The organism is Methylosinus sp. R-45379, assembly GCF_001644125.1.
GTDB lineage: Bacteria > Pseudomonadota > Alphaproteobacteria > Rhizobiales > Beijerinckiaceae > Methylosinus.
On record NZ_LUUM01000057.1, the window covers coordinates 24472 to 46997 of the forward strand.

21 protein-coding genes are annotated in these 22526 nt (G+C 63.9%); 7 read left to right on the top strand and 14 right to left on the bottom strand.

The genetic code is table 11. The annotated features are described in order from the left end of the window. Positions 1 to 115: 115 nt before the first annotated feature. Positions 116 to 685, bottom strand: coding sequence for an invasion associated locus B family protein (locus tag A1351_RS03105; RefSeq protein WP_064032152.1), 570 nt, complete (start codon positions 683 to 685; stop codon positions 116 to 118). Between the two features lie 180 nt (positions 686 to 865). Here A1351_RS03105 and A1351_RS03110 point away from each other — a divergent pair, with 180 nt between their 5' ends. Together A1351_RS03110 and A1351_RS03115 are read left to right on the top strand one after the other, a co-directional pair. Then, on the top strand, positions 866 to 1321 hold the full coding sequence (locus A1351_RS03110; protein WP_024881595.1) for a MarR family winged helix-turn-helix transcriptional regulator: 456 nt from the start codon (positions 866 to 868) through the stop codon (positions 1319 to 1321). A gap of 33 nt (positions 1322 to 1354) precedes the next feature. Then, complete coding sequence (locus A1351_RS03115) at positions 1355 to 1759, top strand: DUF1398 domain-containing protein (protein WP_026599675.1); 405 nt, start codon at positions 1355 to 1357, stop codon at positions 1757 to 1759. 1181 nt (positions 1760 to 2940) lie between these two features. Here A1351_RS03115 and A1351_RS03120 read toward each other — a convergent pair. The 12 genes from A1351_RS03120 to A1351_RS03175 form a co-directional block, all read right to left on the bottom strand. Then, positions 2941 to 3684, bottom strand: a complete 744-nt coding sequence (locus A1351_RS03120; protein ID WP_018267507.1) for a cytochrome b/b6 domain-containing protein — start codon at positions 3682 to 3684, stop codon at positions 2941 to 2943. 30 nt (positions 3685 to 3714) lie between these two features. Continuing rightward, positions 3715 to 4206, bottom strand: a complete 492-nt coding sequence (locus A1351_RS03125; protein ID WP_026599676.1) for a cytochrome c — start codon at positions 4204 to 4206, stop codon at positions 3715 to 3717. A 35-nt stretch (positions 4207 to 4241) separates the two neighbouring features. Further along, positions 4242 to 4805: a peroxiredoxin gene (locus tag A1351_RS03130; protein WP_064032154.1), complete on the bottom strand. Its 564-nt coding sequence runs from the start codon at positions 4803 to 4805 to the stop codon at positions 4242 to 4244. Positions 4806 to 4812: 7 nt separating this feature from the next. Continuing rightward, positions 4813 to 5355, bottom strand: a complete 543-nt coding sequence (locus A1351_RS03135) for a sulfurtransferase (RefSeq protein WP_024881600.1) — start codon at positions 5353 to 5355, stop codon at positions 4813 to 4815. A gap of 18 nt (positions 5356 to 5373) precedes the next feature. Beyond that, on the bottom strand, positions 5374 to 6264 hold the full coding sequence (locus A1351_RS03140) for a dienelactone hydrolase family protein (RefSeq protein WP_024881601.1): 891 nt from the start codon (positions 6262 to 6264) through the stop codon (positions 5374 to 5376). Between the two features lie 20 nt (positions 6265 to 6284). After that, the gene (locus A1351_RS03145) at positions 6285 to 6698 is read right to left on the bottom strand and encodes a hypothetical protein (protein ID WP_024881602.1); all 414 of its coding nucleotides are present in this window, start codon (positions 6696 to 6698) and stop codon (positions 6285 to 6287) included. A gap of 136 nt (positions 6699 to 6834) precedes the next feature. Then, positions 6835 to 8292 carry a DUF1501 domain-containing protein gene (locus A1351_RS03150; protein ID WP_064032156.1) on the bottom strand — a complete coding sequence of 486 codons (1458 nt, stop codon included), beginning with the start codon at positions 8290 to 8292 and terminating at the stop codon, positions 6835 to 6837. 38 nt (positions 8293 to 8330) lie between these two features. After that, on the bottom strand, positions 8331 to 10667 hold the full coding sequence (locus tag A1351_RS03155) for a DUF1549 and DUF1553 domain-containing protein (RefSeq protein WP_198162202.1): 2337 nt from the start codon (positions 10665 to 10667) through the stop codon (positions 8331 to 8333). A gap of 272 nt (positions 10668 to 10939) precedes the next feature. Then, entirely contained in the window at positions 10940 to 11383 is a 444-nt protein-coding gene (locus A1351_RS03160) for an Rrf2 family transcriptional regulator (RefSeq protein ID WP_024881605.1), read from the bottom strand. Between the two features lie 266 nt (positions 11384 to 11649). Then, on the bottom strand, positions 11650 to 13860 hold the full coding sequence (locus A1351_RS03165; protein WP_198162203.1) for a family 2A encapsulin nanocompartment cargo protein cysteine desulfurase: 2211 nt from the start codon (positions 13858 to 13860) through the stop codon (positions 11650 to 11652). 186 nt (positions 13861 to 14046) lie between these two features. Next, positions 14047 to 14994, bottom strand: a complete 948-nt coding sequence (locus A1351_RS03170; protein WP_024881607.1) for a family 2A encapsulin nanocompartment shell protein — start codon at positions 14992 to 14994, stop codon at positions 14047 to 14049. Positions 14995 to 15240: 246 nt separating this feature from the next. Then, complete coding sequence (locus A1351_RS03175; RefSeq protein WP_064032162.1) at positions 15241 to 15870, bottom strand: helix-turn-helix domain-containing protein; 630 nt, start codon at positions 15868 to 15870, stop codon at positions 15241 to 15243. Between the two features lie 298 nt (positions 15871 to 16168). Between A1351_RS03175 and A1351_RS03180 the strand changes: the two genes are divergently transcribed. After that, the gene (locus A1351_RS03180) at positions 16169 to 16663 is read left to right on the top strand and encodes a heme-binding protein (RefSeq protein ID WP_024881609.1); all 495 of its coding nucleotides are present in this window, start codon (positions 16169 to 16171) and stop codon (positions 16661 to 16663) included. A gap of 79 nt (positions 16664 to 16742) precedes the next feature. Here the strand turns inward: A1351_RS03180 and A1351_RS03185 are convergent, their stop codons facing one another. After that, positions 16743 to 17714: an LLM class flavin-dependent oxidoreductase gene (locus A1351_RS03185; protein ID WP_024881610.1), complete on the bottom strand. Its 972-nt coding sequence runs from the start codon at positions 17712 to 17714 to the stop codon at positions 16743 to 16745. Positions 17715 to 18024: 310 nt separating this feature from the next. On the opposite strand from A1351_RS03185, the gene A1351_RS03190 reads away from it, so the two are divergent. The 4 genes from A1351_RS03190 to ccmE are packed head-to-tail and all read left to right on the top strand — an operon-like array spanning position 18025 to position 22524. Continuing rightward, the gene (locus A1351_RS03190) at positions 18025 to 19479 is read left to right on the top strand and encodes an amino acid permease (RefSeq protein WP_064032164.1); all 1455 of its coding nucleotides are present in this window, start codon (positions 18025 to 18027) and stop codon (positions 19477 to 19479) included. Positions 19480 to 19483: 4 nt separating this feature from the next. Next, positions 19484 to 20905: a deoxyribodipyrimidine photo-lyase gene (locus A1351_RS03195; protein ID WP_064032166.1), complete on the top strand. Its 1422-nt coding sequence runs from the start codon at positions 19484 to 19486 to the stop codon at positions 20903 to 20905. 58 nt (positions 20906 to 20963) lie between these two features. Beyond that, complete coding sequence (gene ccmI / locus A1351_RS03200; protein WP_064032167.1) at positions 20964 to 22070, top strand: c-type cytochrome biogenesis protein CcmI; 1107 nt, start codon at positions 20964 to 20966, stop codon at positions 22068 to 22070. Position 22071: 1 nt separating this feature from the next. Then, entirely contained in the window at positions 22072 to 22524 is a 453-nt protein-coding gene (gene ccmE / locus A1351_RS03205; RefSeq protein ID WP_064032169.1) for a cytochrome c maturation protein CcmE, read from the top strand. The last annotated feature ends 2 nt before the right edge of the window (positions 22525 to 22526 follow it).

Here is a 22526-nt window from a genome sequence, read left to right on the forward strand (position 1 = left end):
TGCGGAGCGGGCGGAAACGCCCACTAAGTGAATTACTTAAGTGTTTCTATGAATTTCTGTTTTTTGTCTCGCGCGAGGCGAATTTCAACGGCTGTGGCAATTATGCCACAGACCGTCAATGCTCCCGCGCAAGCGCATCCAGCGCCGGCGCGAGGCCGCGAAACGAGACCGGCAGCGCCGCATCCTGCCCGGCCGCGCTCTTGAAGGCGATGCGTCCCATCCCGTCGTGGGCGCGCCAGCGGGCGAGTATCGGCTCGGCGAGAGAAACGCTGGCGAAACATCCCGCTGCGGCGCAGCGCCGCCAGACGAGATCGAGCGGCTGTGGATCGGCGTCGCTCACCGTCACGCGCGGCGCCGCGTGAAAGGCGACATCGACCGGCACGACGATCGTCATAGAAAGCCCTTGCGCGCCATCCGGCTTGCCGAAGGCGATTTCCGCGATCGTCGCGCTCTTGTCCTTGACGAGGACGGATTGCAAAATCTCGCAGCTACGATGCGCCGTCTGCGCGCCTCCGGCCGCCAGGCAACGTAGCCGCCAATCGCCGAACACGCGCGGCGCCTCTCCTGCGGGAGAAGCGGCGGGCGCCTTCGCCGGCGGCGCCGCACGCGCGCTCGGCCGGTCCAGCGCATGGGCGACGGAAATCTGCAGAAGCAGGACGAGAGCCGATGCGATAGGACGAGCCATGACGAGCCTCGACGCGCGAAGACGATCGGATAGGCGATTGGGTCTTAGGTAGCCTAGGCGCGGCTGTCGCTCAAGGTAGTGCAGCGCTCGAGCTTCCCAACATGGCGCGGCGGCAAAGGTAATTGACTAGGAAATCTTTTCGAGATAGTTTCCAAGGAAAGTAATTGAGAGCTTCTCGTCATGCCGTCCCGCATCCCTGATCTCACCGATCATCTCGGCTACTGGCTGCGCCAAGTCTCCAATCACGTCTCGCTCGGCTTCGCCCGAAAGCTCGCCGACAAGGATGTGACGGTCGCCGAATGGGGACTGATGCGAAGTCTCTACGAGCGGGAGCCGACCTCGCCCAGCCGGCTCGCCAGCGAGATGAGCCTGACGCGGGGAGCGGTCACCAAGCTGGCCGACCGCCTCATCGCCAAGGCGCTCGTCATGCGTGAAGCGAGCGAAGTGGACGGACGCGCGCAAACGCTGCGGCTCACCAGCAAAGGCGCCGGCTTCGTGCCCGAGCTGGCGGCCCTGGCCGACGAGAATGAGATCGCGTGCTTCGGGAGCCTCTCCGCCGAAGACCGACGCGTCCTCGAGCGGATTTTGCGCGAAACGGTCGCGCGACTGGGCCTGACGAAAATGCCCCTCGATTGAACGCCCTCCCCCCCAATAGCCGAAGGAGCAACCATGGACGCTGGAATATCCGAAGTCGCCGAATACTGTCTGCGGGCGGCCAAGAGCAATAGTCTGAGCTTTCCAGAAATTGTCGGGAAGCTGATGCAGGCGGGATTCGAAAGCTATTCGATCGATTTTCGCCGCGCGACGGCGACCTATTATCTGCCCGACGGCGAAAGCGTCGTCCTTGCGACGCATCGCCATCACACGCCGATCGCCGCCGCGCTGAACGGCGCGGCTCTGCGAGCAGCGATCGAGGAAGCGCAGCATTCGGCTTCGGGCTACACCTATCTCGGTTTCTGCGAGAAGGTCATGACAGGCGGTTGCGCAGGCTATCTGGTGTCGTTCTCCGGGCGCCGCGCCGTCTATTTCGGCCGCACGGCGGAAACGCATGTCGAGCCCTTCCCTCAGCGCTGATGCGATTCGGGAGCCTGCCCTCCGGCGGGCTTTTCGTTTCCCGCGCGTCTCACCTAAGCGTGCTTGATTTCACTTCATATTTTCTGCGACCGGCACGCTCCCGTGTTAAAGATGTTGGAAGCTTCCGAGCCGGCCTTGTGATTCCGCAGTATGAAGAAAATGCCGCTGATCGATTATAGGGAGCGGGGAGTCTCGATGTACCAATGTTACAAGGCGGCACGCTCGTCAATTTCGCTGACTATATGGTGCTCGCTATGAGAGAACGCGCAAGACAAAAAGGAAATACCCTGTTTTCAATCTTATATTTAAATACAGCTATTCTTTGCGCGTTATTATTTATGATGAGGCTCGTCGAACAGGCGACAAACATCGACGTGTCTTATATTAAGATAACTATATTTATATATTATATATCAACATTTATATTTTATTTATATGAAATAGTGTGCAATTTTAGATCCTATTTTTATGCATACGCGCAAGTCGTGCGCAAGCGTTCTTTATTTGGTCCTAGCCTATGGTTTTTTGTCGTCGGCTGCGTGTGCCTTTTATTTTTACTAGCGACTTTGATCATGATCGCGGCGTTTGATGAAAAGTTCAAATCATATATTACTGATGGGTCCATTAGATGGTTAATAACATTAAATATTGCAGCAGGAGCAGATATCATTTTTTTTGGAATTTATGCGTGTTGCGTGCTAGGAGCATATAGAAATATGCGAAGATCGGTGTTTAGCAGATACCCGTGATATCTCAATATAGACAGCACGAACGGAGACATTTTGATGTAAACTTCGCTTTTTTCTCAACAACACGAGTCTGTTTGGATCCGATCAGTCGGACTAGTATGATATATACTACTACGAAATAAATGTAAGTAGTCGATTTCGTGGGGTTCGACATAACATTTACGACACGGGAATAGGCGCCGCGGCTTACTATGCTGAACGAAGTGGAGCTGTTGGCGCTTTTGCTTCGTGTAAAACAGCGGTCTGAACCCGTGTCCGTCACGTCGCTGGGGTAGCACAATTTGCTACGATCATAAGCGCGCGCGATTTTCATACGTCCACATCGGCGATCTCCGCGAGAATCGGGCCGCCTCTATTGGACTCACAGCCCATTCATCCGATTCAACTTGTCCTCGGACCGACACTAAGCGGAAGGCGCCGCGCGTCCGCTCCTCAAAACCCATCGCCGCCGGCGCTGGCCACCGGTGCGATCGAGGTGAGCGCGGCGAGGGCGATGGCGACGACGAGCAGCAATGTCGCCGCCAGCGGCAGGCGAGAGCTGGCGATCTCGTCCTTCGGATGCACGGTTTCGGCGCGCTTATAGCCCGTGACCATTGCGCGCACGAGATTCTCGCGCTTCACCAGCACATAGGCGATCACCGCCGCGACATGAATGAAAACGGCCGCCGCCAGCACATAGAATCCCTTCCTGTGCAGCGAGGTGAGCAGCAGGCTCGTCTCCTTGCTCACCGCGCCGGCGAAGGGGCCGACATTGAAAATCTCGTCATTGGCGAAAAGGCCCATGGTCGCTTGCGCCAATAGGCCGAGCAGCAGCGCGACGACCATCAGCGCGCCGAGCGGATTATGCCCGGCGTAGAGCGGCGCGCGGCCGCGCAGCAGGCCTCGCCCATAGAGCCACGCCTCCCGCGGATGCCGCAGGAAGCTGGCGAAGCGCGCGTGCTTGGCGCCGAAAAGGCCCCAGAGCACGCGAAACGCGACGAGCGTGAGAACGGCGTAGCCGAAGCGGACATGCCAATCGAACCAGGCGACGCCGAGCCTGTTGGTCACATAGGCGCCGATGAAAGAAACGACGAGCGACCAGTGGAACAGCCGCACCGGCAAGTCCCACACCAGACGCTCTTCTTTCGATTGCGCGTCCGCCGCCTTTGTTTCGGGCGGCCTGTCGATCACCGTCATCTTACGTCTCGTCGCGCTCGTTGGGCCTGACTATTTCGCCTTGTAGGAGTCGTGGCAGCCCTTGCAATCCTGGCCGAGATTGGCGACCGCGGTCTTGAAGGCTTCCGTCGCGCCCTTCTCCTTGCCGATCGCCTCGGCGAAGACATGGGCGTCCTCCTTGAACTTGGCGAGCTTCTTGTCGAACTCCGCCTTCTCTTTCCAGATTTCGGCTTTCGCCTTGCTGTCCGGCTCGCCGACGTTGGAGACGTCGGGGAAGGATTCGTCGAGCAGGCCGGCGATATAGGCGATGCGCTCGGAGCGCTTCTTGGCCTCCGCCTCGTCATAGGGGGCGTTGCCTCTGGCGACGCCGCCGAACCAGCGGAAGAAATTGCCGATCAGCACGAATTCCGCCTTGCGATTCTCCACCGCGATTTTCGCCGGCGTGGGGCCGGGCGCCTGCGCGGAGGCGGAATTCAGAGCGACGCAACCGGCGATGAGCGCGCCGCCGAGGAGAGCGAGCGAGCGCTTCGAATACAGACTCATGATCGTCCCTTTTATGCTGAGGTTGAACGCTAGGCTCAAATCTTGCCGGGTTTGTGGCTCTCCTGCCACTGCCGCACGAATTGGAGCGTCTCCGAGACATGCTTGATCGGGTCTGAGCTGACATAGGTCAAGCCGATTTTGCCGTCCGGCGTCACGACGTAAGAGATGCGGTCGGAAACCGCGTCGCCATTCTGCGTCGGGCGGTCGCGCTTGGCGTCATAGGCGTTGATGACGGAAAAATTCGCGTCCGCCGCGACGGGGAACTTGTCGCGGCACTCTTTGGTAGAGAAATCGCGCTGCGTCTCGATCGTATCGGCGGAGACGCCGATCAGCGAAGCGCCGGCCGCGGCGAAATTGTCGTAATTCTCGGCGAACTCATGCGCCTCGATCGTGCAGCCGCGCGTGAAGGATTTGGGGTAGAAGTAGAGGACCACGGGGCCTTTCTTCAACGCCTCGGCCAGAGAGAAGACGAAGTCCTTTCCGCCTATGGCGGCGGGGGCGCTGAAATCGGGCGCCGAGGCGCCCGTCTTCAACGCAGCGGAGGCCGGGGCGGCCGCGAGAGCGACCGAGAGAGCGGTGAAAATCGCGAGCTTACGCATCTTGGCCTCACTTGGCGCCAGAGTTGGGAGCCGCCGCGGCGGCAGGGGCGGCGGCGGGAGCAGCAACCGCAGCCGTCGCGGCGGGAGCCGGCGGCGCGATCTTGGTCAGAGTTCCGCCCTCGTCCTGATAATCGAGCACGCCGATCGCGCCGACGACATGAAAGCCGAGGCCGGCGAGAATATCGCCGACGGCGCCGGCGCGATGCGCGCGATTGGACACGGTGACGATGAGACGGTCACGCGGAATATAGGAGAGATATTTCTGAACCTCTTTGGTCTGGATGCTCAGATACACCGGGAAGCCGCCGACCTTGGTCAGCTCGTCGGGCCGGCGAATGTCCAGAACCAGAAGATCCTCCGGCTTCGCCAGCAGAGCGTCGAAGGCGGCGCGATTGAGGCGCAGGGTCTTGTAGGTATAGGCCGGATCATTCTGCGGCGTGACGGGCGCCGCTGCGGGGGCGGCGGGCGCAGTGGCTTGCTGCGCATCGGCGCCGGCGACGAAAAACGCCACGCCGAGCGCCAGGCCGAGGAAGAGCGTCGAGGCTCTCATGCTATTTCCTTTTCTCTCTCAGGCGCGCAGACGCGCATTGAAGAAATCGACGGTGCGTTTCCAGGCGAGCTCGGCGGCCGCGGCGTCATAGCGCGGCGTCGTGTCATTATTGAAACCATGCTGCACGCCCGGATAGACGAAAGCCTGATAATCGACATGCGCGGCTTTCAGCGCCGTCTCATAGGCCGGCCAGCCGGCGTTGATGCGATCGTCGACGCCCGCATATTGAATGAGCAGCGGGGATTTGATCTTGGCGACCTCCTCGGCCGGCGGCTGGGCGCCATAGAAGGGAACGCCGGCCGCGAGATCGGGCAGCTTGGTGGCGAGGAAATTGACGACGCCGCCGCCATAGCAGAAGCCGACCGCGCCGACCTTGCCATTGCCGATCGGGCAGGTCTTCAGCGCGCCATAGGCGGCGATGAAATCATTGCGCGTTTTGGCCTGATCGAGCTTGGTGAAGAGCTCGCGGGCCTTGTCCTCGTCGCCCGGATAGCCGCCGAGCGGCGCCAGCGCGTCCGGCGCGAAGACGACGAAATTGGCCAGCGCGAGGCGGCGGGCGATGTCCTCGATATGCGGATTGAGGCCGCGATTCTCGTGGATGACGAGGACGGTCGGCAGCTTGCCTTCCACCTTGGCGGGCTGGACGAAATAGCCCTTCACCGTTCCAGTTCCGTCTGGCGAAGGAACCTCGAGCGTCTTGCCGACGATGCGCGGATCGTCCTTCTTGACGACCTCCGCCTCGGCGAAGCGCGGCAGCAGCTCGTCGAGGAAGGCGGTCGCGGCGGCGGCGCCGATGGCGATCTTCTTGGCGCCCTCGACAAAGCCGCGACGGTCGATGTCGCCATGCACGAAGAGATCGAAGAGCTTCAATATTCCGGGCGGGAACTCGTTTGCGGTCTTACGCGTCATGGGTCTGTTCCTCGGGTCTCTCAACGTGCGAGTCGGGGCTTGTAAATTTCGTGGCAGGTTTTGCAGACTTGCGTCGCCTCGCGCGCGGAAGCGGCGGCGGCGTCGAACTCACCTTTGTCGACCTTGGCGACGACATCGGCGATGAGGCGCGATCCGTCACGGGAGATCGCCACCGCGTCGTCCTTGCCGCGCTTGGCGAAATAATCTTCCGTATAACGGAATCCGTCGAGCAGCACTTCCGCATCCTCTTTCGCGGCCTGCGAATTTTGCGCGGTGATGTCCGGCTCGAAATATTTGATCGTCTTTTCGAGATCGCGCATCAGATCGTCGTCGTAATCGCGCAGGTCCAAGGCGGCCAGCGCCGGCGTGGCGATCAGGATCGCGCAGAGGGCGAGACGCGCGTAAGAATTTCGATAAGCTGAGATGCGGCTCATGGCGCTTTCTTACAATCCTGCCTCGAGGTTTCGTCTGTGCCGAGGACGCGCCGCTGCGATCTCGCGACGCGCGCCGCCGCGCCGCGAGCTCGATCGGCGTGCCGCGCCGGAGCCTCGAGGGCTCCGGCGAGTCTGATCAGGCGAGAATGTCGTTCACGACCTTGCCGTAGACGACCGTCGGACGCTCGGCGCGGCCGGCGCGCAGATAGATCGTCTTGAGGTGATCGAGCCCGAGGAGCTGCAGCACGGTCGCATGCAGGTCATAGGTGTCGACCGGATTTGCGACGGTCTTGAGGCCGATCTCGTCGGTGTGGCCATAGGTGAGGCCATGCTTCAGGCCGCCGCCGGCGAGCCATTGCGTATAGCCCCAGGGATTATGGTCGCGACCGTCGCCGCTCTGGCCGTAAGGCGTGCGCCCGAACTCCGACGTCCACACGATGAGCGTGTCGTCGAGAAGACCGCGCGACTGGAGATCGGCGAGCAGGCCGGCGACCGGCTTGTCGATCGCGCGCGCATGGGCGCTGTGATTGCTCTCGAGCTGACGATGCGCGTCCCAGCTGGCGTCGTCGCCCTGGCCGAGACCCGCGATCGGACCCGACACGACATGCACGAAGCGCACGTTGCGCTCGACGAGACGACGGGCGCGCAGCAGCACCGTGCCCATGTCGCGCGTCGCCTCGTCATCGAGGCCGTAGAGCGCCTTGGTGGCGGCGGTCTCTTTGGAGAGATCGACGGCCTCGGGCGCGGTCGCTTCCATGCGATAGGCGAGATCATAGGAATTGGTGCGCGCGGCGAGCTCGCTGTCCTGCGGCCGCGCAGCGGAGCGAATATCGTTCAGCTGATGCAGCAGGTCGAGGCTCTCGCGCTGCTGCTGCAGGCCGATCAGCTCCGGCGGCGCCTGATGCAGGATCGGCTGCGCGCCCGGACGGAAGGCCGTGCCCTGGTAGACCGCCGGCAGGAATCCCGAGCTCCAATTGACCGAGCCCGCGCGCGGCTCGCGCTGGCCGCCATAGAGCACGACATAGGGCGGCAGATCGGGATTGGCCGAGCCGAGCGCATAAGCGACCCAGGCGCCGAGCGACGGCCGGCCGGGGGAAAGATCGCCGGTGTTGAGCTTCAGGATCGAGATGTCATGCGTGGCGCCGACGGTGACGCTCGATTTGACGAAGGTCAGCTTGTCGGCCTGTTGCGCGAGATTCGGCAGCAGGTCGGAGAACCAGGCGCCGCTCTGGCCATATTGCTTCCAGCTGCGCTTGTTGGAGACGAAGAGCTTGCCGACGCCGCCCTGTGTCGAGGTCTTGATGCCCTCGAGGAAGGAGGCTGGAATGTCCTGGCCGGCGAGGCGCTCGAGCTCGGGCTTATAGTCATAGAGATCGAGCGTGCTGGGCGCGCCGTCCATATGCAGCCAGATGACCGATTTCACCTTCGCCGGAAAATGCGGCTGCTTGGACGCCAGCGGATCGACGAAAGTCGCCGCATTGGCCTGCGGAACGCCGAGCCAGCCGCCGCCCGGCATCATGCCGCCGACGGCGAAACCACCCACTCCATAGGCTGCGCTGCGCAGCCATTCGCGACGCGATGTCTTGATGAGCATTTGTCTGCTCCCCTCGGTTCAGATTGCTGTGGTGTCTTTTAGAAGCGGTAGACGAAGTCGTTGCTGTTCACGACCGTGTGCACGAGATCGACGAAGGCCGAAGCGCGCAGCGGATCGACGAAATGCGCTTTCGTCGTCACCGGCACAGCAATCGAGAGCTTGCCGTTCTCGGCCTTCTCGGCGATCGTCTTCCGATGCTGATCGAGGAAGGCGTGCAGCGCCTTCGTCTCCTGCTCGCTCGGCTTGCGGCCGAACAGCACGAGATAGAGCCGATCGAGCTGCGCGGCTTCATTGTCGCCGGCCTCCTCGATCACGCGGCCGGCGAGCGCTTGCGACCATTGGAAGATGAGGTCGCTGTTGTAGAGCGTCAGCGCCTGCAGCGGCGTCGTCGTCACGTCACGCTTGCTGTGGATCTGCTGCGGATTCGCCATGTCGAAGGTTTCGAGCAGCGGATAGGGCAGGCTGCGCCGCGTGAAGATATAGAGGCTGCGGCGCGTGTAGTCCTGCGGGTCTTTCGACGTCGCCCAAGCGGGATCGGTGTTGTTGAAATTGCCGCCGCCGATGAGATTGGCGGGAATGGGCGGAAACACGCTCGGTCCGCCGATATGCTCGTTCAGGCTGCCGGACGCCAGCAGGATCGAATCACGAATCTCCTCCGCCTCGAGGCGCTTGCGCGGAAAGACGGCGAGCAGCTTGTTCTCGGGATCGGCCTTGGCGACATCCTCGCGATAGTCAGAGGACTGGCGATAGGTCGCCGAGAGCAGAATGGAGCGATGCAGCCGCTTCACGCTCCAGCCGTCCTTCACGAAAGTGAAGGCGAGATGGTCGAGCAGCTCCTGATTGGTCGGCTTGTCGCCGGCCTTGCCGAAATCGCTGACCGTGCCGACGATGCCCTTGCCGAAATATTGGTTCCACACACGATTGACGAAGACGCGCGCGGTGAGCGGATTCTTTTCGCTCACCAGCCAGTCGGCGAGCGCGGTGCGGCGGCCGGAGGAGGTCGCCGTCGGCTTGATGTCGGGAAGCTCGCTCGTGATGCCCTCCGGGAAGGCGGGCTGCACCTCGTCGAGCGGCTTCTCGTGATTGCCGACAAAGAGAATATGCGTGGGCGGCGCGTCGCTATGGCCGAGCTCGGTGGCGGCGGTGTAGGTCAGCGAGCCTTTGTTCGAGCGCAGATTCTGGAACTTGCGCAGCTCCTGCGTCAGCTTCTGATATTCGTCCGCCTTTTTGACGATCTCCTCGCTGTGCTCCGGCGCGCTCTTGTCGTCGGCGGCGTAGCGCAGGAAGCCGGCCAGCGCGGCGTCGTTTGTCACCTCGTCGAGCCGGTGATTGACCCAGCGGTCGAGCGCGTTCCACTGATCCTTCGCCTTGAAGATCGATTCGCGGCTGTCGGTCAGATAGCGCTCCTTGTGATATTTGAGCGCCGCCTCGCGAACCGAATCGATGATCTCCTTCTGCCGCGCGCGAATGTTCTTGGTCGCCTCGTTATAGACGGCCTGCTCCTTCAGGAACTCGGCTTCCACCTCGCCCTTCTTGGCGGGCGCCTTCTCGTCGAAGGCGGTGTTGGCGAAGAAGGCCTGCAGCGAATAATAATCCTTCTGCGTGAATTTATCGGTCTTGTGATTGTGGCAGCGCGCGCAGCCGACCGTCGTGCCGAGGATCGCCTGGCCGACCGTGTCGACCATATCCGTGGTGATCTGATATTTGCGCTGCACCAGATCGCGCGAATTGCTGTTGTCCGGATAGCCGGCGAGGAAGCCGGTCGCGACCAGCAGCTCCTGATTGCCGGGCGCGATCTCGTCCGCCGCGAGCTGCTCGCGGACGAACTGCGAATAGGGCTTGTCCTCGTTGAACGACTTGATCACGTAATCGCGATAGCGAAACATGTTCGGCCGGTTATTGTCGTTCTGAAAGCCGGTGCTGTCGGCGTAGCGCGCGAGGTCGAGCCAGAAACGAGCCTGGCGCTCGCCATAGCGCGGCGAGGCGAGCAGGCGGTCGATGAGCTTCTCATAGGCGTCAGGACTCGCATCGCTCTCGAAGGCCGCGACCTCGTCGGGAGTGGGGATGAGACCCCAAGCGTCCAACGTCGCGCGGCGGATGAAGGTGGCGCGATCGGCGTCCGGCGAGGGAGCTAGGCCGCGCGCCTCGATCTTGGAGAGCACGAAAGCGTCGAAGGAGGAATGCGACCAATCCTTCTTCTGCACATTCGGCGCGAAGGGCTGGTAGGCCGGCTGCCACGCCCAATGCGGCTTGCTCGCGCGCGGCGACTCGGTCGTGGCGGCGGCCGGCGCCTTCTGCTCTTCGGCGATCGCGAGGGCCGCCGCGGAGGCGCTCAACATCATTGCGATCACGGATCGTTTCAAGGTTTTCGTCATGTGCCCGCAACCTCGTCTTTTCTCTATTGCCTATCGGCGTCATATGCTTACGTGACGACCGCGTTCCGTCGGCGCACCATTGCGCGCTCGCATCTTCGTGGCTCGAGGGGGACTTTAGGCGACTATATCCATTAAGTCTACAAAGAAGATCGACTTCTCATCGAAAAAAGCAACGTTTCGCAGGTCGTCGCGCGCATGCGGCGACTGTCGGCGCGCGCATGGCGTGGCGCGCGCCGAGGCGCCTTACGCGAAATTCCGAAGCGATTGGAAGATCAGATCTCGTAGCAGAGCGCGACCTCATCGGCGAGGTCGCGAACATGGGCGAGCGTGCAATTGTCGAGCACGCCGGACAGAGCCCGTTGCGCATCCTGCATCACCAGCCGGACGGCGCATTTTTCGACATCGACGCAATCGTCGCAGGGCTGGTAGCGCGTCTTGCTGGCGCAAGGCAGCGGCGCCAGCGGACCGTCGAGCGCGCGGATGATATTGCCGACGGTGATCGTCTCGGCCGGGCGGGCCAGCGTGTAGCCGCCGCCCTTGCCCATTTTGGAGCTGACATAGCCGAGATTGCGGAGCTCGCAGAGAATGGCGTCCAGAAATTTTTTGGGGATGCGCTGCGTCGTCGCGATCTCTTGCACCGGCACTGTTCGCCCCGGCTCGAAACGCGCGAGATAGCTCATGGCTTTGATGCCGTATTTGCCCTTTTTCGTCAGCACCTGGCCACCTCGTCTATAAAAACAGTAGACTATTAGTGGCGAGTCAAGAAGTCAATAAAGACGATAGACCTTTCGTCAAAACGTTCGGGGGAAGATCGGGACGATGCGCTCCGGCGTCACGAAAGAAGGTTTTTCTCGCCGCGCGAGCGCGATCCGATCGAACGGAATCGTTCGATCGATCAGAATTCGCTCAGGGATTGGAATCGAGATGCGTGATCCGAGCCGATTGGATCGGATCACTCTCCAGGAGCGATGAGCGGCGTCCCTCAGAGAAAGCCCGCGCGTCCGCTCTGCAGGCGCAAGAGCGCGGCGACCAGCGCATCGACATCGGCGCATGTATTGTAGAAGGCGAGCGACGGCCGCACGGTCGCCTCGAGGCCGAAGCGGCGCAGAATAGGCTGCGCGCAATGATGGCCGGCGCGCACCGCTATCCCCTCGCGGTCCAGCGCCTTGCCGACCTCCTCGGTGCGATGGCCGTCGAGCACGAAGGAGAGCACGCTCGCCTTCTCCGCCGCCGTGCCGATGAAGGTGAGGCCCGGCACGAGGCGCATCTTCTCGGTCGCGTAGAGGAGGAGATCATGCTCGTAGCGGGCGATCACCTCCATGCCGATCGATTCGATATAGTCGAGCGCGGCGCCGAGGCCGACGGCGTCGGCGATATTGCCGGTGCCGGCCTCGAAACGCTCCGGCGGACCTTGATAGATGGTCTTCTCGAAGGTCACGTCGGCGATCATATTGCCGCCGCCCTGCCAGGGCGGCATGTCGGCGAGAACCTCGTCCGTGCCATAGACGACGCCTATTCCGGTCGGGCCGAACACCTTATGACCGGAGAAGACGAAGAAGTCGCAGCCGATCGACTGCACGTCCACCGGCATATGCGAGACCGATTGCGCGCCGTCGATGAGCACGCGCGCGCCATGGCGATGCGCCATGGCGGTGATCTCGCGCACCGGAGTCACCGTGCCGAGCGCATTGGAGACCTGCGTCACCGAGACGATTCGCGTCTTGGGGTTCAGCAGCTTCTCGTATTCCTCGAGGATGATCTGGCCGCGATCATCCACCGGCGCGACGCGCAGCCGCGCGCCCTTCTCGACGCAGAGCTGCTGCCAGGGCACGATATTGGCGTGATGCTCGAGCCAGGAGACGACGATCTCGTCGCCCGCCTGCACATTGCGCCGGCCCCAGGCCTGGGCGACCAGATTGATCGCTTCGGTCGCGCCGCGCACGAAGATGATGTCCTTGACCGAAGGCGCCTTCAGGAAGCGGCGCACCTTCTCGCGCGCGGCCTCATAGGCGTCGGTCGAGCGCGCCGCCAGCGCATGGGCGGCGCGATGAATGTTGGAATTCTCATATTCGTAGAAGTGGGCGAGCCGATCGATGACGGCCTGCGGCTTTTGCGTCGTCGCCGCATTGTCGAGCCAGACCAGCGGCTTGCCATGCACCTGCTGCTGCAGAATGGGGAAGTCGCGCTTCACCGCATAGGGGTCGAAAGCGGCTCTGCTCGCCGGCGCGCTGGCGGAGAGCTGCGGCGCATAGCCCTGCGGCTCCTGCGGCGCCGTCTTCGGCGTGGCGGGAACGGCGCCGGCGCGATCGAGGAAATAGAGTGAATCGGTCGCGGCGGGGCCGGCGGCGCCGGGCGCGAAGCTGCGCTCCTGGCCGGAGATTTCCGGCATTGCGACATTGGGCGTCCCCAGCGCGAAAGCGTCCGACACGCGATGCGGATCGGCCTCCGAGGGGCCGGAATAGGCGAAGCTCTCCGGCGCCGCATCGGGCGTGGCGGGCGCCGGCGCGACATCGGCGTCATAGCGGTCGACGAGCGAGAGCGACGGGTCCGCGGGAACGGAGCCCGGCGCGACCGCGGGCGCGCGCTCATGCAGGAAATAGAGATTGTCCACCGGCGCGGCCTTCACGCCGCCCGGAACGGAGTCGGGATCATAACCGCCATAGGGCGCCGGCGCCTGCACGGGCGCGGCGCCGCCATATTGCGCCAGCGTGTTGGGAATGGCGGAATAATCGATCGCCGCCGCCGAAGGGCTTCCCGGCTCGAAGGCCCCGGCGGAAGCGCCCGGCTGGGGAACATCCGAGAGCCCATAGGGCGGGACCGCCGGCTGCAAGCCGACCGGCGCCGAGGGCGCGGAGAGATTGGGCGTCGGCGCGATGGAGGGAATCGTCGTCGGCGGAACGTCCGGCGGCCCCACGGGCGCCCGCGCCGGCGCATAGGGCGCGACGCTGGTGACGATGGAGGGCGCCGGCGCCTCGGGCTGCATCGGCGGCACAATGGGCGCGCCGGGCGAGAGCGTCGCCGGAGACTCGCTGGACGAAGCCTGCGGCGAGGCCTGGAAAAAAGCATTGGCGAGGCGGGCGATCATGGCCGGATCTGGAAAGGCCGGCGCTCCATGGCGCGTCAGCGTCTCCTCGGAGGGCGCATCCGGCGCGGTGGCGCCGAAGGCCGCGGAATTGGACGGCGCAGAAGACATGATCATTCCTCGTCTCTGTCGAAAGCTCTTCCGTCGCAAGAAGCCGCAAGAGCGTCACCCGCGAGCGCCAGAAGATGGCGAATGAAGCATTCCTCGTCCTTCGAGACGGCGGCTACGCCCGCCTCCTCAGGATGAGGAAAGCTTCAGCCGATCACTCGGGTTCCGCCGAAGCGGGACCCGATGCGCTCAGACGTATTTGTCGCCGTAATCGTGGAACTTGCCCACCTCTACGCCCTCGAGCACGCCGAGCGCGTCATGCGTCAGCACGGCGGCCGAGCAATAGAGCGAGATGAGATAGGAGGCGATGGCCTTGCGGTTGATGCCCATGAAGCGCACCGAGAGGCTCGGCGCGACCTCGCCGGGAATGCCCGGCTGGAACAGGCCGATCACGCCCTGCTTCTTCTCGCCCGTGCGCAGCAGCAGAATATTGGTCTTGCCGGACTCGTCGATGAAGAGCTTGTCGCTCGGCACCAAGGGCAGGCCACGCCAGGTGATGAAGGGCGAGCCGAACAAAGTGACGGTCGGCGGCGGCACGCCGCGGCGGGTGCATTCGCGACCGAAGGCCGCGATGGCGCGCGGATGCGCGAGGAAGAAGGCCGGCTCCTTCCAGACCTTGGTGATGAGCTCGTCGAGATCGTCCGGCGTCGGCGCGCCCGTCCGCGTCCTGATTTTCATGGACGGATGCACGTTGGCGAGCAGGCCGTATTCGGCATTGTTGATGAGCTCGCTCTCCTGCCGCTCCTTGACCTTCTCCGTGAGCAGCCGGACCTGCTCCTGGATCTGATCGTAAGGATGGCTGTAGAGGTCGGAGACGCGGGTCTGCACGTCGAGCACGGTCGTGACCGCATTCATCGAATATTCGCGCGGATGATCCTCGTAATCGACGAAGGTCTCCGGCAGATCGGCGTCGCGGTCGCGGGCCGGGCTGCAGGTCACGTCGGCGTCGGTGAGGGCGCCCTCCTCCTTGACGCGGTTCAGCCGGTAGATGCCGGCCTCGACGGGCGTCCAAGGCAGAAAGGACACGAGCCAGCGCGGCGTAATGCCCGACCACTGCGCTCTCGTCTTGGTCGCATTGGCGAGCTGGCGGGCCGCAGATTCGCTCAGCGTCCGCCGGACTTCTGGTTCCGTGGTCATGGGTTCATTCCTCGAACGATGCGCCCGGCGCCGACGCTAGCTTTAGCTCGCGCGGACGCCGATAAACGTCGGCCGTCATCGAAAAAGCGCGGCGGGACGAATCCGAACCGCGAGCGATAACTACAGTCGTCCCCCAGGCAAATCAATAGTATTCAAAGTAGAAAATTTTACTACTTTCAAATACTTATCTTTTTATATTCACTTACTATACGTCTACAAGAACGATATGGTGTGTGAGCTTCGCCTTCACGCCTCGCCCGCCTCGGCCGGGGCATAGGACATGACGAGAAAGAAGCTCGCCGGCGTCTCGCCGAGATTGCGATAGCTGTGCGGCACATCGGCGAGAAAATCGACGGCGTCGCCCGTGGCGAGCGTCACCGGCGGCTCGCGGCCGGCGATGATCTCGATCTCGCCCTGCGCGACGACCAGCGTCTCCTTCGCGCCGGGAGCATGGGCCTCGGCGCGCTCCTGATGCAGCGGCGCGATCGTCACCTCATAGAACTCCACCGGCCGGGCGCTGTCATAGGGAAACAAGGGCCGCGAGAGAAAATTGCCGTCCTGAGAGCCGATCAGCCGCGGGCTGGCCTTGCGCATGACGAGCACGCCGCTGCGCTCCTGCGAGGCGACGAGGCTGCCGAATGGAACGCCGATCGCATTGGCGATGCGCCATAAATGGGCGATCGTCGGCGCCTTGGCCCCGGACTCGATCGACCGCAGCTCATCCAGTTCGACGCCGCTCAGCTCGGCGAGCCGCTCGAGCGTGCGGCCTTTGCGCGCGATCAGCCGCCCGAGGCGCTGCGCCACCGTATCGGCGAGGCGCTCGGAGCCTTCGTTGCGGGTTGGATCGGAGTCGGACGAACGACGCAATCTACTCATCGACAACTCCTATTTTCTAAATATTTTTTAATCTGCCATTCCAGCCCTGGTCAAGAATTATGACGGGCTCGCGGCTTTTCTTCGGCGAGCGCGACCTATTCGACACACTGCGGATTTTTCGTTCTTTTCTTTGCATTTTAGGAGAATGCTCACTGCGCCTGGCGGCGTGTTCGCGACCGAGATCATCCCGTCACCTGCTCAGGAGCGTGGCCTTGACGGCTAATTAATTCTATAACATTGATAGGCTTATCATCCCCATCGGGATGCGGAGCAGAATTTCCTCTTCCCCGGAGAGCCCATGCCGTCGAAACTCCTCGCCTCTTTCGTCGCTCTCGGCGCCGTCGCCGCGACTGCGGCGCCCGCCAACGCCGAGCTGCTCACACAGAAGATCTTGCCGACCCCGACCGCGCTGGCCATTGCGCAGACCGCCTATGACGTCTGCTATCAGCAGGGCTATCGCATCTCGGTCACCGTCGTCGGCGAGCAGGGCCAGATCCTCATCGCCATTCGCGGCGACGGCTCCTCGCCGCATACTTTCGAGAACAGCCATCGCAAGGCCTACACCTCGCGCACCTTCCGCACGCCGTCGGGCGAATTCGCGCAGCGCGTGAAGGACAATCCGACGCTGAGCGCCGTGCATCTCGCCAATGTGATCGCGGCGCAGGGCGCTCTGCCGATCAAGGCGGGCGATGTGGTCATAGGAGCCGTCGGCGTCTCCGGCGCGCCGGGCGGCGACAAGGACGAAGCCTGCGCCAAGGCCGGCATCGACAAGGTTGCCGACCAGCTCAAATAGAGCAACAGCTCGGAGAGCCGCTCGACCGAGCGGCTCTCTCGCCTCGAGAGCGCTTTCCGTTCGATCGGAAAGCGCTCGATCAATCCACCGGCAGACGCAGACGAATCTCGTCGACGAAAGCCGCGAGACAGCGCTTCACCGTGTCGAATTGCGAGGTGGTGGGCGCCATCGCTATGCCATGCACGCCGAACTCCTCGTTCAGGCTGTTCACCCGATCCGCGACCTCCTTGAAGCTGCCGACCAGCGACATGGACAAAAGCGCCTGCGGATCGAGCGCCGCCTCGCCCTCGGCGCGCGCGGCGTTGGCCTTGGCGCAGAAATCCTCGAGATAGGGGGTCGCGATCGACACCGCCTCGGCGCGTTCCTGTGTCGCAAAGCCGAAGCGCGCGAGCACCAGACGCGGGTCGCCGTCGGGCGCCTCGTCTTTGTAGACGCCGAGAATGCGATGCAGCTCGTCATTCGTGCAGGTCGCCGACGCCATGAGCCCATAGCCCTTGCGCGCAGCGAGGCGGATCGTGCTCTCCGTCGTCGTCGCGATCCAGGTCGGAACCTTCTGCTCCGGCCGCGGCGAGAGGCTCAGCTTCTCCACCTGGAAATATTTGCCCTTATGCGTGACCTCGCTCTCCAGCAGCAGGCGCTCGACGAGCTCCAACGCCTCCAGGCCGCGCTCGTTGGCGTCTTCCGGCGCGACGCCGAAATTGACCGTCTGCTTGGGAAAATCGGCGCCGCTGGCGACGCCGAAGCTGAACCGGCCCTTGGTCAAGAGATCGATGCTGGCGACATCTTCGGCGAGCTGGATCGGATCGCGCAGCGCCGGCAGAAAGGACGCCGAGCCGATGCGCGCCCGCATGGTGACGCCTGCCGCATAGCCGAGCATGACAGAGTTGGCGCCGCTCGGAAAATAATCGTCGAAATGACGTTCGGCGAACCAGATATCGTCGAAGCGCATGCGCTCGGCTTCGCGCACCAATATGAGCTGGCGCGTCAATGCGCGGCCCGCCTCCAAGGTCGGATTGTCGAACAGGCACAGGTAACCAAAACGCGGATTCATCGCGCCGCTCCAGCTGGCCCGGCCACGCGCCGGGGAAATTGAACGTAAGTCCTGCAACAACCGAGCCGCCCGTGCGAAAACCTCGATTTTTATGCGCAGAACTGCGAGCTTCCGCCGCGCGAGCCGTTTCGCCCACGCCTTCGACGCGAGGCCCGCGTCGGAAATGCGACAACGCCCGGGACGACGCCCACGATGACGCCCGCTCGAGCCTGCGCCTCTTGTAACCTTTTCACAGCGCAACCATAATCCCGCCCCGATCAGGGGCCGCGCGCTTTCGCGCGAACGCCATTCGCTGAGAAGGGGTCTTCTCGTGGTGCAAGACACGACGACCGGCGCATCCGCGCCGACGCGCAATTTTTTCGCCCGCAAGAGCGTAGACGAAATTCTCGCTGAAAATCACCTCGAGGAAGGCGGCAATTTCGCGCGCGCGCTCGGGCCGGTCTCGCTCACCGCGCTCGGCATAGGCGGCATCATCGGCGCCGGCATATTCGTGCTCACCGGCACTGTGGCGGCGAAATTCGCCGGGCCGGGCGTCGTCATCTCCTTCGCGCTCGCGGGACTCGCCTGCGCTTTCGTGGCGCTCTGCTATTCGGAGCTCGCCGCGCTCATTCCCGTCTCGGGCAGCGCCTACACCTATACTTACGCCACGCTCGGCGAGATCTTCGCCTGGATCATCGGCTGGGATCTCGTGCTCGAATATGGGCTCGGCGCCGCGACGGTGGCGGTCGGCTGGGCAGGCTATTTCAACCGCGTGCTGCATGGAATCGGCATAAATTTGCCGCCACAATGGACCACCGCCTATTTCTCCGAGGCCGGCCATGGAGTCTTCAACCTGCCGGCCGCGCTGGTGATATTGGCGCTCTCGCTGCTCTTGGCGCGCGGCACGCGCGAATCCTCCATGTTCAATAATTTCATCGTCTTCCTGAAGCTCGGCGTGGTGCTGATCGTCATCTTCTTCGGCGTCTCCTATATCGACACGGCGCATTGGACGCCTTTCGTGCCCGAGAACACCGGGGAATTCGGCCATTTCGGCTGGAGCGGCGTGCTGCGCGGCGCCTCCGTCGTCTTCTTCTCCTATATCGGCTTCGACGCCGTCTCGACGGCGGCGCAGGAGGCGAAGCTGCCGCAGCGCGACGTGCCGATCGGCATCATCGGCTCGCTCGCCATCTGCACCGTGCTGTTCATCGGCGTCGCCGGCGTGGCGACGGGCGTCGTCTCCTACACGGCGCTCAATGTGCCGGACCCGATCGCCGTGGCGATGGACGCCACCGGCGCCCCCTGGATGGCCTGGACCGTCAAGATCGGCGCACTCGCCGGCCTCACCACCGTCATTCTGGCGCTGCTCTTCGGCCAGACGCGCGTCTTCTACTCCATGGCGCATGACGGCATGCTGCCGCCCGTCTTCGCCACGCTGCACCCGGTCTATAAAACGCCGGCGATCAGCCAGATCGTCGTCGGCATGCTGGTGGCGATCGCCGCCGGTCTCTTCCCCATAGAGATTCTCGACGAGATGGTGTCGATCGGCACGCTCTCCGCTTTCGCGCTCGTCTGCGGCGCGGTGCTCTATCTGCGTCGCAACCGGCCGGAACTGCATCGCCCCTTCCGCGCTCCTGGCATTCCATGGGTGCCGATTTGCGGCATTTTCTCCTGCCTCGCGCTGATGGGCGCGCTGCCGATCGAAACCTGGATCCGCCTCTTCGTCTGGATGGCGGCCGGGCTCGCGCTCTATTATTTCTACGGCAGCCTGCGCACCCGCCGCAGGTGAGGCGTTGAGCGCGCCGGCCATAGTCTGGTTTCGGCGCGATCTTCGGCTCGCCGATAATTCCGCCCTGAGCGCCGCCGCCGCCTCCGGCGCGCCGCTCATCGCCGCCTTCATTCTGGACGAGGACGAAGGCGGCGAATGGCGGCTCGGCGGCGCCTCGCGCTGGTGGCTGCGCGAGAGCCTCGCCGCCCTCTCGCGCGATCTCGAAAAGCGCGGCGCGCCGCTGACGCTGCGGCGCGGCGACGCGCAGGCGGAATTGCTGCGTCTCGCCGCGGAGACCGGCGCCGCCGCCGTCTATTGCAACCGAATCTATGAGCCCTGGGCAATAGCGCGCGACGCGCAGCTCCAGGCAAAGTTGCGCGAGAAGGGCGTCACCGCGCAAAGCTTCCCCGGCGCGCTGCTCGCAGAGCCGGGCTCGGTCTGCAATGCGCAAGGGAAGCCCTTCCGCGTCTTCACGCCCTTCTGGCGCGCGCTCGCCGAGCTTCTGCAGCCGGCGCCGCCTCTCCCCGCGCCGAAGAAGCTCCACGCAGCGCCCGCGCCCGCGAGCGATCGGCTCGACGATTGGCGGCTGCAGCCGAAAAAGCCGGATTGGGCGCAAGGCCTGCGCGAGAGCTGGCGGCCGGGCGAGGCCGGCGCGCATCGCCGCCTCGCCGCTTTTCTGCGCGATGGCATCGACGCCTATGCTCTGCTGCGGGATTTTCCGGCGAGGGACGGCGCCTCCCGCCTCTCGCCGCATCTCCATTGGGGCGAGATTACGCCATTGCAGATATGGAGCGCGACGATCGACGCTCCGCAAGAAGGCCGCCTCGCCTTTCTGCGCGAGCTCGGCTGGCGGGAATTTTGCCACCATCTGCTCGCCGCCCATCCCGATATGCCGGAGGCGCCGCTCGACAAATCCTTCGCGCGCTTCCCCTGGGCGAATGACGCAGGCGCCCTCGCCGCCTGGCGAAAAGGCGAGACCGGCTATCCGCTGGTCGACGCCGCCATGCGCCAGCTGTGGCGCACGGGCTTCATGCACAATCGCCTGCGCATGGTCGCCGCCTCCTTTCTGGTGAAGCATCTGCTGCTTCCCTGGCGGGAGGGCGAAAGCTGGTTCTGGGACACGCTGGTCGACGCCGATCTCGCCAATAATTCCGGCAATTGGCAATGGGTCGCCGGCTGCGGCGCCGACGCCGCGCCTTATTTCCGCATCTTCAATCCCGTGCTGCAGGGCGAGAAATTCGATCCCGACGGCGCTTTCATCCGCCGCTTCGTCCCGGAGCTGGCGCAGCTCGGCGCCAAATACATCCACAAGCCCTGGGCCGCGCCGGAGCGCGTTCTGCGCGAGGCCGGCGTCACGCTCGGCGAGACCTATCCGCGCCCCATCGTCGATCACGCCGCCGCGCGCCAAAGAGCGCTCGAAGCTTTCGCCACGCTCCGCTCGCGATGACGCGCGGAAATTCTATCTCCCTTCCCTCTTAGTCGGATTCCCTCTAAACAGCCGGGCCATGATCTGGCTTCTCTTCGCTCTACTGACCGGCGCCGCAGTCATGAGCGTGCTATGGCCGCTCGCCCGCAAAAGCGACGCCGCCGACGCCGCCGCCCCCGACATCGCCTTTTTCGAGGAGCAGATCGCCGAGATCGAGCGCGAGAGCGCCGAGGGGCGCCTTTCCGCCGCCGACGCAGAGACCGCGCGGACAGAAGCGGCCCGCCGCTTGCTGCGCGCCCGCGGCGTGAGCTCTGGCGCCGCCGCCTCCTCCCGCCGCAACGCCATTGTGGCGGCGGCGAGCGCGATCATTCTGATCCCCGCTCTCGCTCTGCTGCTCTATGGCAAGCTCGGCCGTCCCGATCTGCCGGACGCCTCGCTCGAGGCGCGGCTGGAGGCCAAGCCCGGCCACACCGACATAGCGAGCGCCGTGGCGCGCATCGAGGCGCATCTCGCCGAACATCCCGAGGATGGACGCGGCTATGAGGTGATTGCGCCCTTTTATCTGCGCAATGGCCGCCCGGCCGAGGCCGCCGCCGCCTATGAGAAAGCGCTGCGCCTGCTGGGGCCGACGCCGCATCGCCACAATGCGCTGGGCGAAGCGCGCGTGCTGGCCTCGGAAGGCCGCGTGACGGCGGAGGCCATGAGCGAGTTCGATGCGGCGCTGGCGCTCGACCCGAAATCCGCCATGGCGCGCTTCTACAAGGGCCTCGAGGCGGCGCAGACGGGCGCGCGCGAAAAGGCCGAGCAGGTCTGGTCCGAGCTGCTCGCCGACGGTCCAGCCGACGCCCCTTGGCGTCCGCGCGTCGAAACACTGCTCGCGCAATTGCGCGGCGCGCCTGCGCCCGAATCCGCGCCGGCGAGCGAGGAAGGCGCGAAGATCGCCGCAATGCCCGAGGCGCAGCGAATGGACGCCATTCGCACAATGGTGGAGCGGCTGCGCGGCAAGCTCGCGCAGGACGGCGCCGATGTCGAGGGCTGGCTGCGGCTCATCCGCGCCTATAGCGTGCTGGCCGAGACGGAAAAGGCCAAGACCGCGCTCGACGGCGCCCACAAGGCGCTCGCGCAGGACAAGGATGGTCTCGCCCGCGTCGATGCGCTGGCGCGCGAATTGGGCGTTGGAGGTTGATATGACTCGCAAGGGCAAGAGGCTCGCGCTCATCTCCGGCGCGCTCGCGGTTCTCGCTATCGCCGTCGGGCTGGTGCTGTTCGCGCTGCGCGACAATATCGTGTTCTTCTATTCGCCGGCCGAGCTCGCGCAAAAGCATGTCGCGCCGGGGACCAGGCTGCGCATCGGCGGCCTCGTCAAGGAAGGCTCGGTGCAGCGCGGCGATGATCGCAACGTCGCCTTCACCGTCACCGACAGAACCGCCGATCTCGGCGTCAGCTATAAGGGCCTGCTGCCGGACCTCTTCCGCGAGGGACAGGGCGTCGTCGTCGATGGGACGCTCGGCGCCGACGGCGCCTTTCGCGCCGACAGCGTGCTGGCCAAGCACGACGAGCGCTACATGCCGCGCGAAGTCGCCGACTCGCTGAAAAAGCAGGGCGTGTGGCAGGGAGAGAAGCAGGGAGAGAAGAAGTGAGT

Bases quoted from the DNA above. Each gene is read 5' to 3' on its own strand.
- A1351_RS03120 (WP_018267507.1), bottom strand. From the start codon at position 3,684: ATGACGGTGATCGACAGGCCGCCCGAAACAAAGGCGGCGGACGCGCAA.
- A1351_RS03135 (WP_024881600.1), bottom strand. From the start codon at position 5,355: ATGAGAGCCTCGACGCTCTTCCTCGGCCTGGCGCTCGGCGTGGCGTTT.
- A1351_RS03165 (WP_198162203.1), bottom strand. From the start codon at position 13,860: ATGTCTTCTGCGCCGTCCAATTCCGCGGCCTTCGGCGCCACCGCGCCG.
- ccmI (WP_064032167.1), top strand. From the start codon at position 20,964: ATGATCTGGCTTCTCTTCGCTCTACTGACCGGCGCCGCAGTCATGAGC.
- A1351_RS03115 (WP_026599675.1), top strand. From the start codon at position 1,355: ATGGACGCTGGAATATCCGAAGTCGCCGAATACTGTCTGCGGGCGGCC.
- A1351_RS03125 (WP_026599676.1), bottom strand. From the start codon at position 4,206: ATGAGTCTGTATTCGAAGCGCTCGCTCGCTCTCCTCGGCGGCGCGCTC.
- A1351_RS03185 (WP_024881610.1), bottom strand. From the start codon at position 17,714: ATGAATCCGCGTTTTGGTTACCTGTGCCTGTTCGACAATCCGACCTTG.
- A1351_RS03175 (WP_064032162.1), bottom strand. From the start codon at position 15,870: ATGAGTAGATTGCGTCGTTCGTCCGACTCCGATCCAACCCGCAACGAA.
- A1351_RS03180 (WP_024881609.1), top strand. From the start codon at position 16,169: ATGCCGTCGAAACTCCTCGCCTCTTTCGTCGCTCTCGGCGCCGTCGCC.
- A1351_RS03110 (WP_024881595.1), top strand. From the start codon at position 866: ATGCCGTCCCGCATCCCTGATCTCACCGATCATCTCGGCTACTGGCTG.
- A1351_RS03150 (WP_064032156.1), bottom strand. From the start codon at position 8,292: ATGCTCATCAAGACATCGCGTCGCGAATGGCTGCGCAGCGCAGCCTAT.
- ccmE (WP_064032169.1), top strand. From the start codon at position 22,072: ATGACTCGCAAGGGCAAGAGGCTCGCGCTCATCTCCGGCGCGCTCGCG.
- A1351_RS03170 (WP_024881607.1), bottom strand. From the start codon at position 14,994: ATGACCACGGAACCAGAAGTCCGGCGGACGCTGAGCGAATCTGCGGCC.
- A1351_RS03145 (WP_024881602.1), bottom strand. From the start codon at position 6,698: ATGAGCCGCATCTCAGCTTATCGAAATTCTTACGCGCGTCTCGCCCTC.
- A1351_RS03130 (WP_064032154.1), bottom strand. From the start codon at position 4,805: ATGCGTAAGCTCGCGATTTTCACCGCTCTCTCGGTCGCTCTCGCGGCC.
- A1351_RS03105 (WP_064032152.1), bottom strand. From the start codon at position 685: ATGGCTCGTCCTATCGCATCGGCTCTCGTCCTGCTTCTGCAGATTTCC.
- A1351_RS03140 (WP_024881601.1), bottom strand. From the start codon at position 6,264: ATGACGCGTAAGACCGCAAACGAGTTCCCGCCCGGAATATTGAAGCTC.
- A1351_RS03155 (WP_198162202.1), bottom strand. From the start codon at position 10,667: ATGACGAAAACCTTGAAACGATCCGTGATCGCAATGATGTTGAGCGCC.